Origin of the sequence: Marinobacter sp. (genome assembly GCF_048266785.1) — a bacterium.
In the GTDB taxonomy this organism is placed as follows: Bacteria; Pseudomonadota; Gammaproteobacteria; order Pseudomonadales; family Oleiphilaceae; genus Marinobacter.
Window position 1 is genome coordinate 426,827 of sequence record NZ_JBLWYX010000001.1, and the last position, 8,730, is coordinate 435,556.

The 8,730-nt window shown below is 56.8% G+C and carries 8 protein-coding genes and 1 pseudogene; 6 read left to right on the forward strand and 3 right to left on the reverse strand.

All coding sequences use genetic code 11. The features are described from left to right. Positions 1 to 52: 52 nt before the first annotated feature. Entirely contained in the window at positions 53 to 712 is a 660-nt protein-coding gene (locus ACN0V1_RS02000) for a hypothetical protein (protein WP_417543376.1), read from the reverse strand. 121 nt (positions 713 to 833) lie between these two features. Continuing rightward, positions 834 to 2,336: an amidase gene (locus ACN0V1_RS02005; RefSeq protein WP_417543377.1), complete on the reverse strand. Its 1,503-nt coding sequence runs from the start codon at positions 2,334 to 2,336 to the stop codon at positions 834 to 836. 52 nt (positions 2,337 to 2,388) lie between these two features. Here ACN0V1_RS02005 and ACN0V1_RS02010 point away from each other — a divergent pair, with 52 nt between their 5' ends. Both ACN0V1_RS02010 and ACN0V1_RS02015 read left to right on the forward strand, forming a co-directional pair. After that, positions 2,389 to 3,528: a transglycosylase SLT domain-containing protein gene (locus tag ACN0V1_RS02010; protein WP_417543378.1), complete on the forward strand. Its 1,140-nt coding sequence runs from the start codon at positions 2,389 to 2,391 to the stop codon at positions 3,526 to 3,528. Beyond that, positions 3,519 to 4,286, forward strand: coding sequence for a sulfite exporter TauE/SafE family protein (locus ACN0V1_RS02015; protein WP_417543379.1), 768 nt, complete (start codon positions 3,519 to 3,521; stop codon positions 4,284 to 4,286). Before ACN0V1_RS02010 ends, ACN0V1_RS02015 begins: the two co-directional genes overlap by 10 nt. A 10-nt stretch (positions 4,287 to 4,296) precedes the next feature. On the opposite strand, the gene ACN0V1_RS02020 is transcribed toward ACN0V1_RS02015, so the two are convergent. After that, a complete protein-coding gene (locus tag ACN0V1_RS02020) occupies positions 4,297 to 6,654 on the reverse strand; it encodes a GGDEF domain-containing protein (RefSeq protein ID WP_417543380.1) in 2,358 nt (785 codons plus the stop codon). Positions 6,655 to 6,850: 196 nt separating this feature from the next. Between ACN0V1_RS02020 and ACN0V1_RS02025 the strand changes: the two genes are divergently transcribed. From ACN0V1_RS02025 to ACN0V1_RS02040, 4 genes and pseudogenes are all read left to right on the forward strand, one after another. Further along, the gene (locus ACN0V1_RS02025; RefSeq protein ID WP_417543381.1) at positions 6,851 to 7,669 is read left to right on the forward strand and encodes a MotA/TolQ/ExbB proton channel family protein; all 819 of its coding nucleotides are present in this window, start codon (positions 6,851 to 6,853) and stop codon (positions 7,667 to 7,669) included. Beyond that, entirely contained in the window at positions 7,656 to 8,051 is a 396-nt protein-coding gene (locus tag ACN0V1_RS02030; RefSeq protein ID WP_417543382.1) for an ExbD/TolR family protein, read from the forward strand. Before ACN0V1_RS02025 ends, ACN0V1_RS02030 begins: the two co-directional genes overlap by 14 nt. Beyond that, positions 8,048 to 8,458, forward strand: a complete 411-nt coding sequence (locus ACN0V1_RS02035) for an ExbD/TolR family protein (RefSeq protein ID WP_417543383.1) — start codon at positions 8,048 to 8,050, stop codon at positions 8,456 to 8,458. Before ACN0V1_RS02030 ends, ACN0V1_RS02035 begins: the two co-directional genes overlap by 4 nt. After that, a pseudogene (locus ACN0V1_RS02040) lies at positions 8,455 to 8,730 on the forward strand (energy transducer TonB); the annotation flags it as partial. The gene ACN0V1_RS02035 and the pseudogene ACN0V1_RS02040, both read left to right, overlap by 4 nt.

Genomic DNA, 8,730 nt, shown 5'->3' on the forward strand with positions numbered 1-8,730 from the left:
AAAAGCCGGGCGCCAAGCCCGGCTTTTCAACTCAGGATTTCAGAATTCCGGATTAGTGCAACGCCCGCAACTGTCGCGGATACAACGCAGCGCTTACCTCGGGCTCTTCCAGAAGATCAGCCAGCTCAAGATCAACGTCTGACTCCTCACCATGCTCCGGCAAGGGATCAAACAATGCGCTGAGCCAGGATGCAATCGACGGCTCTTCATCACGCCGGTAATCGGTAGACAACGCCTTGATTCGGCGAAAGCCGATGATGCGCTGATGCTTCGGATCCCGGATTTGCTCAAAACCACGCCAGTACACATGATCCCGGGTATGGAGTTGCACAAACAAGGTGTCTATAGGCTCGTTTGACTCTTCCTCGGCGTTATCTTTTGACGAGCCTCCAAGGCTGTCTACTGACGTATCTGGCGAAGCCTCAACAGAGGTTTCGGTGCCGTCATCTTCTGCAGCTTCTTTCTTTTTCTCGCGAATGGTTGTCCAGGCGGGGTACAGAACCGCCACGGCATCCGCTTCAACATGCTCGCGGGCAGCGCGGAGAATCAATCCCCAGCGTGCCTTGTCGGCATCGGTTTCAAGTGAGTTGATGGGCAAGTCATAGCTTTGTTCGCTGGCCAGAACAATCGCCATCATCGGAGCGTCGAGCTCTCCCATGGCTTCTGCCTGTGCTACGGATACCAGTTCATCGATTGCCATCGGTTGGTTCATAATGCGCTCGCCTCCTCGATGCCATCAGGGTAATTCAGGAAGATGATCTCCCTGATACACAGCATAGCCTGTAAAGCCTACAAAGATAAACGTAGGCTTCGGGCCAACGGATCACAACCTTTCATCCGCACGCAGCCGAAAAGGCATTGTCGAGCCGTTCATAATATCCAAACCAGGGCGCCGCTTCTTCAAGCTGTGCCGCCAGTTGCAGCAATACCTCCTCACCACCGTGCGGTGCGCCCAGTTGCACGCCAACCGGCAACCCCTCAGCCGTCCAGTGCAGGGGCACCGACATGGCCGGTGTTCCCGTGAGGTTGGCAAGCTGGGTGAACGGCGTTCGGGCGAGACTTTCCATCGCCATCTGATCCACCTGGCCACTGCGATGCACCAATCTGCCGGCTTTGAGCATCAACATCAGTTTTGCCGCCAGCTTCAGGTGTGCCGGCGTCTCCAGCTCACCGATACGGGCCGGCAACTGGCCGGTGGTGGGGCAGAGGTAAAGGTCATACCGGCCGAAAAAAACGCCCAGCGCCCGGGCAAACTCATTCCATTGCTGGCGCCGAAGCACATAGTCTGACAGCGGCATGGTGTTACCCAGCATGCCAATCAGGCGGGTATCCAGCTCAAAATCGCTGTCGGTCGCGCCAAACTGTTCCTTGGCTTTCGCCATCATGGCGGACACTTCACCAAAATAAAGGCCCAGATAGCAGCGCGCCAGCGCCATGCCATCAAATTCCGGGCGGGCATACTCAACCTTGTGCCCCAGATTTTCCAGAATACGCGCCGTTTCCTCAGCCGCAGCAACGCACTCGGGAGCCACCTCAGTGTCGTAAGGAGATGAGGTAAACACGCCGATTTTCAGGCTGCCAGACGATTTCTGCATGAGGTCGGCGTAGGCAGTGCCGGGGGGTGGAATGACAAACGGGTCACCTGAGGCCGCGCCACTGAGCACATCCAGCATGGCAGCACTGTCGCGCACCGTGCGGGTGACCACATGATCTGATGAAGCACCGGTCCAGGACTCGCCCATCGTAGGCCCGCTGGAAATTCGTCCGCGCGATGGTTTGAGACCAAACAAGCCATTGTAGGCGGCAGGGATACGGATTGAACCGCCACCATCGTTGGCGCCGGCCATAGGTACAATACCGGCTGCGGTTGCGGCAGCGGAGCCCCCGCTTGAACCGCCGGGCGTGAGGCTGGTGTTCCAGGGGTTACGCGACGGCCCCCACAGCTCGGATTCCGTGATTGCCTTGAGGCCAAACTCCGGTGTGGCTGTTCGCCCCAGAAAGACCAGCCCACCCTCACGGGCACGGCGTACAAACTCGGAATCCTGCGGTGCAATGTTGTTTTTAAAGCCACGGCTGCCATAGGTGCAGGGCACGCCGGCCTGCTCCTGAGACAGATCCTTGAGCAGCAAAGGCACACCGGCGAGCACACCTTGCGGTGGGAAGTCCTGCGCCAGCGCTGCGGAAAACTGGGGAAAGCAAATTGCATTAAGGGAACCGTTCACAGAGGTTGCCCGTTCCACGGCAGCCTCGCATACTTCCCGGGAGGTCACTTCGCCACGGCGTATCAGATCCGCCAGCGCGGTGGCGTCATAACAAAGATATTCAGATTGCTTCATAGCGGCGTCCATTTGTTATTGTGGTGCCCGGAATGCCACGGACACATCGTTTATGAACTCAAGATTCGCAAGCTTACGTCAGCTTGTTCTGATTTTCATCCTGACCACGCTGGCGCAAGCATCTGCCCTGGCCGAAGAAGATCTGGTCGGCGATGATAGTGCTGACACCCCGGGCTGGACCGCTATTGTGCGGGGCTCACCCTACTGGGTCAGCCAGGGCGTGTACCAGAATATCCTCACCATCCGGCGCTGGGTGCTCAAAGAAACAGGCTATTGCTCAAGCCCTGAGCGTCACATTCTGTTCGACATACGCGGGCAGTTTTTGGGCTGGATCAGTAACGGCGCTGACCGCGAAACAACCCAAAAGCGCCTTAACAATACCCGCCAGTCGCTGCACGAAAAGGGGCTCACCGAGGACTGGGTTGCCGGCGACAAAGGTACCAAAGGCTACCCGTTTGCCTTGGCCTGTGACCAACCCCATGTAGATCTGGACCTCGCCGTTGGCCGCTATATGGGCGCCCGAGCCAGAGATCGCGTATGGGGGGCCTGGGACGACCTCTCGTTCGCAACCTCTGAAAAACCAGGATCTCTCCACGATGCGCTCATGTACATCGTTCAGCGCCGGAGCGAGCAAAATCGCTTTGCACTGCCAGAGGTTTTGCCCAGGTATCTGGCCGGCCAAATCCTGATTGAAAGCGGTGGACAGGCAAGAGCTCACTCTCGAGCGGACGCAAAAGGTATTCTCCAGCTTTCACCTTCCGCACTGAAAGACTGCCAGATAAAACCACAGAACTATTGGCACCGGCTGGCGCAGATCGACTGTGCATTACGCCTGATGCACCAGAACGCCCGCAACCTGCAGCCGGCCTTTGACAAACGTTTCGGCCACCTTCCGGAAAGCAAACGCAATAAACTGTTTGTGCTGTTGCTGGTTCAGGCCTACCACGGTGGCGCAGGCCGTGTGCAGGCGCTTCTGGATGACGAGACTCTGGCAAAACCAGCGGCATACTTTGCACCCAATCACGAGCGTTTTACTGCAGGCGACATCGCGTTTGGCATGGTGTTTCACAACCTGGGCCGGGACAGGCTTGGGCTGGCCTCCCTGTATTATGTGGCCGATGTACAACTGGCAACCGAAGCCTTGTGCCGAACGCCACAGCTAAAGCCCGAGGCATTCTGCGCGTGGAAATAGCACTGCTCCCAGAGAGCCTGAGCTTGTCAGTGGCACTTTTCCTGCTGGCGAGTTCCGTTGTTACGTCAATGATTACCGCCAGCCTGGGCGCCGGCGGGGGTGTTCTGCTACTGATTCTGATGGCCACCTGGATGCCTGCAGCCGCAATTATCCCCGTGCACGGCATGATTCAACTGGGCTCCAACGGTGGCCGGGCAATACTGACGTGGAAGCATATCGACTGGCGGACTATTGCGGCTTTTGCGCCCGGCGTTATCGCAGGCGCAGCGGCGGGTGCCTGGTTGCTGGTGAGCCTGCCCGCCTATCTATGGCAACTGACCATTGCGGTATTCGTGCTCTACCTGTGCTGGGGCCCTGCTCTGCCAAAAAGCGCGTTCGGCCCGGTTGGTGTTTTTATCGCCGCCACAATAACCAGCTTTGTCAGTCTCTTTGTGGGCGCTACCGGCCCCCTGGTGGCGGCGTTTGTAAAACAGATTCATGTGGACAGGTTTCGCACAGTCGCAACCTTTGCCACCGCAATGGTCCTGCAGCATGCCCCCAAAGCCCTGGTTTTTGGTGTGACGGGGTTTGTGTTTGCACACTGGTTGCCGTTTATCCTGGCCATGGTTGCCTGCGGTTTTGCGGGCACCTGGATAGGCTTGCGGCTTCTGAACTCGCTCAATAATCGCCGGTTCAGCAAAGCGCTCAATCTGGTTCTGACCATCCTTGCTTTGCGCTTGATGTGGCAGGCCAGCCTGGCGGCTGACTGGTGGACCTGAGCGCCCCTGGCTATTGCTTCGGCTCTGGTTCCGGTACGGGCACAACGACAACCCGGTTCCGGCCTTTTGCCTTGGCAAGATAGGTGCCTTCATCTGCCCGGGCGACCACATCTTTGGGCTCACGATCTGCGGGAAGCAGTTCGGTCATACCGATACTGGCCGTGACTCCGAACATGCGGCCTTCGTGTTCGATTTCGAGCGCGTCAACACCGGCACGAATACGTTCAGCAAGGGCCTTTGCTCTGGCCAAACCGCAAGCGGGGAGAATAATGCCGAACTCGTCGCCGCCCAGCCGCGCGACGGTGTCAGACTGACGCACCGACTCTTTGAACAAATCGGCAAGGCGCAGGAGCAGCTCATCACCGAGCAGGTGCCCGCCTTCATCATTCACCGGCTTGAAATGATCGAGATCGATGAGCATCAACACTGAGCTTGCATCCTGGCGCGCCGCGTCACTGAGACATTTGTTCAGCGCCACTGTAAAGGCACGGCGGTTCAGCAGTTGCGTCAGGCTGTCGTGAGTTGCTTCCCAGGACAACCGCTCTTCTTCACGCCTGCGTTCGGTGTCGTCCCGGAGCACGAACACCAGCCGTTCGTTCTGCCGCCCCTGGCGAATATGAATCATGCTGAGATCCACATCGAAAACATCACCGCTGCAATTGCGGAGGGTCACGTAAAGGCTGTCGAGATCGTCATGGTCAAGAAACCACTCATGGGTGAGCGCCTGATCCGCGTGATTAATTCCGAGCAGCTCAAACACGTTTTTACCAAGGTATTCCCCGCCGGCGCCCAAGAAACGGCCAGCCGCGTGATTGGCGTAACGAATCACACCCCCCGTATCCGCCATCAGCACGCCATCCTGCATCACGCTGAGTATATTTTTCGCTCTTAGCTGCTCGTCCCGCAGATCTTTCTCTACCTCCAGTTCGTGGGAAATATCCCGCACAACCGTGATGGTGCCCATGACCTTTTCCGGGGTTTCAAGGGTCGCCGTCATTACCTGACACCAAACCGGGGGGCCGGCGTTCGGCCCTTGCAGCCGGAAACGATCACGGAATACCTCTTGTTTTTTCAGGGCTTGCTGCCAGCCTTTCACCGCAGAATCGCGATCATCACCCGAGACATAATCGAACAAATGCGTACCGCTTAGCTCAGCCAGCTCCAGGCCTATGATATTTTCAAACACCGGATTCACAAACTCGATGCGGCCAAGAACATCGGCCTGCACAATACCGATAGGCGCGCCCCGCGTGAGTGATCGGAAAAACGCCTCGCGCTCGGCCAGGGAGCTTAGAACGTCGTCACGCTCATCCATCACCATATTGAATATTTCAACTACCTGGCTGATTTCCATACCTCCAGAAACCCTCACAGGTTTATTTCGCACACCCAGGTGGCGTTCATGCACCTGTAACCCAAGCTCACCCAAAGGCGCCATCAAGCGGCGGAAGCGCCACATGGAAACCGGAACAACCAGCAGGATCACCGCCAGCAAAACCCAGAGAAACGCATCCGTGATACGAGTGACAGGCGCATAAGCTTCACCGGCGGGCCAGACAGCGGCTACAAACCAGGGCACCTCAACCAACTGTTGTACCGACAGAATAATGTTCTCGCCTTCAGCACTGAGTGTCTTGGCGGTACCTTCAAAACCATCCATCGCGTTTCGGAGCATAGGGTTGGCACTTTTTACCGGCTGAAAAACCTCCCCGGTGCGACCATTGGCAAGAACAGTTCCACTGCGGCTAACGATGGTGAGGTAACCGGTTTTACCAATGCGGATGCCAGAGAACTCTTCAATCAGGTGCCCATCTGCCAGCGAAATCGCACCACCGAGCATGCCGATAAAACGCTGTTTATGGTCGAATACAGGTGCAGCCAACATCACTGCGGGCTTTCCTTCATCGTGCGAGCGGTAGGGCTCACTAATACCCGGGGTCAGCTGCCCGGAGGCCTGACGGAAATATGAGCGGCTGCTGACATCCGTCCCGATTATGTTCAGGGCCTCCGGGTACTCGGCGATCACCTTGCCTTGCGCATCGATCAGATAAAGACCATCGAACAGGCGCTGTAACGCCGTCTGGCGGCGCATCAGTACTTTCGCTCGCACCTCGAAAACCGTCTGGCTCATAGTTAACCCTTGCGCGACATGGCTGAGTGCTTCCAGGCGCTCTGACAGTTTGTCGTCCAGCTCGCCGGCAACCAGTTGCGCAATGGTGGCGACCTGGTTTGCCGCCTGTTGCTCGAGCTCCGACCGGCTGAGAAGCGAACCCGCAAGTGCAACCAGTAGCGCTGTCAGAACAATAACACCCACTACCATCAGAACCGCCCGGTTAACCAGGCTGCCCAGCCAACGGCTAATCAACACAGCAGAGTTACTCCGTTTTGCAGGGGTAGCGGGTGGATAGTAGGGCCTCCGGTTTCAAGTCAAAGAGTTTATAAGAGTGTTCTTGATAGCGACATGAATTCTAACAGAGGCTTGAAGCCGGTAGGATTACAGACCTTGCAAATCGAATGATAATCTTTATCATTATCATGAAGCTTCAGAAAAAGTGATCCCTGACATGAGTAGTTCTCTGGCACCCTTCGATTCCGCAATGGCAGACGGCCCTCTCAATCAGCTGCTAGCCATGGGCGGCCCAGTAATGATGGTACTGCTTGTTATGGCAGTTCTGGGCCTTGTCACGTTTACCTACCTGGTACTTGTGGGTACGCTCTACGCGCCCAGGTTATCCAGAAAACTTAAAAGCCTTATTACGCTTTGGCAACAGAACCCTTCTGGCGTGCACCCGCAAGCGATTCGTCTGCAGGCTAACCGATGGGCGAAACTGAACCCCCTGCTGAACCTGGTGATCAATACCATTGAGGCGCAGCAGAACAATCAGGATAATCGGCAGGTTCGCGAGATGTCAGCGAGGGATGCACAGCAAGCGTTAGAACCTTTTGAAGCACCCCTGAAAATCATTGAAGTTATCGCTGCCCTTGCGCCTTTGCTTGGCTTACTGGGAACCGTTCTGGGAATGATGGAGGCCTTCAGCGCCATGGCCGCAACAGAAGGCCGCGCCAATGCCTCGCAATTAAGCGGCGGCATTTATGAAGCCCTGACCACAACTGCAGCCGGCCTTGTGGTCGCTATTCCATTCGCTGCTCTGGCTGCCTGGATCGAATTCCGGCTGCGGCGTATCCATAAAATTATCAACAGCACCCTGGTTTCTGTTCTCAGCGTGACGCCTGAAGCCTTTACTGGCCAACAGGAACAAGTCAGTGGGCACGAGAGTGAAGCGCCAATCCAGGCGACTGCGCGCCAGCCCTGTGCGGAGCCGGAAGCCGCACAGGAATCAAGGACTGGCGACAGGCAGCGTTTCGCTCATGCAACTGGTTGAACCCAGGCCCAGCCGGCCAATACCGATCCGCATAACACCGTTGATTGATGTGGTGTTCATTCTGCTCGTGTTCTTTATGCTTACCAGCCGGCTTCTGCCGGTAGACTATCTGGAGCTAGCCAACAACACCGACGGGCGCAGCACCACAAAGGGCGAACCACTGCCGCTGCTGATCGTCTCGCAACAAGGCGATGTGAAGTGGCAGGAGCTCACACTTCCAATCGGCCAATTGCTGGCCGAGCTTCGCCGAGCCGGTATTTCCGAGGTAAATCTCACGACCACCCCGGAAACTCAGCTAAGCCAGTTCACAGCTGCCCTTGGTGAACTGTCTCAAAATGGCATCCAGACCCACTGGAAACGCGCGACTGAAGAATCGCCATGACCGAACTGGTTCCACCGCCTTCGACCTCCGGCAAGTCTTTAATGGAACGGGTTGAAGACGCACTTTTGCCGCTCATTAACCTGGTTTTTCTGCTACTGATGTTTTTCATTGTGGCAGGCCAGCTAGCAGACACCCCCTTGCCCGATCTGCCGACTACACCAGCGAGCGCTGAACAACAGTCACCCCATGCCGATCTGCTGGTTGATGGTCAGGGGAACTGGCGCATAGATGGAGAAACACTAAACGCGCAGGCCCTGCTTCAGAGGCTGCCGGAGCCCGACGCAAAGAACCCACTGAAAATTGCTGCTGCCAGTACCCTTTCCATGGCTGACCTTGAAACGCTTTTCCGAATGCTGGAGCAGGGTGGCTATGAGGAAATTCTGCTGCTGACGGAGCCTGAAACGTGAGGGACACAGGAAGGGCCGCCCGCCTGGGGTTGCTGGTTATCGCTGTCATACTGAGCGCTGGCATCATCATGGCCGCAGCGCCAGAGAAGCCCCTCGAGATAAATCAGCTTGGCAATGCGGCCGTCAATACAGCACCGGCTATCAAAATCTCGCTTGCAGGCAAACCCGCTCCGGCTCCCGCAGAAGACGCCAGCCCCGAACCCGTGCAGGAAACCAGACCCGCACCGAAGCCGAAGCCGAAACCTGAACCAACACCTGAACCAACACCGGAG

Excerpts from the sequence above, each read along its gene's own strand:
- ACN0V1_RS02000 (WP_417543376.1), bottom strand. The coding sequence starts at position 712 with ATGAACCAACCGATGGCAATCGATGAACTGGTATCCGTAGCACAGGCA.
- ACN0V1_RS02005 (WP_417543377.1), bottom strand. The coding sequence starts at position 2,336 with ATGAAGCAATCTGAATATCTTTGTTATGACGCCACCGCGCTGGCGGAT.
- ACN0V1_RS02010 (WP_417543378.1), top strand. The coding sequence starts at position 2,389 with ATGAACTCAAGATTCGCAAGCTTACGTCAGCTTGTTCTGATTTTCATC.
- ACN0V1_RS02025 (WP_417543381.1), top strand. The coding sequence starts at position 6,851 with ATGAGTAGTTCTCTGGCACCCTTCGATTCCGCAATGGCAGACGGCCCT.
- ACN0V1_RS02030 (WP_417543382.1), top strand. The coding sequence starts at position 7,656 with ATGCAACTGGTTGAACCCAGGCCCAGCCGGCCAATACCGATCCGCATA.
- ACN0V1_RS02035 (WP_417543383.1), top strand. The coding sequence starts at position 8,048 with ATGACCGAACTGGTTCCACCGCCTTCGACCTCCGGCAAGTCTTTAATG.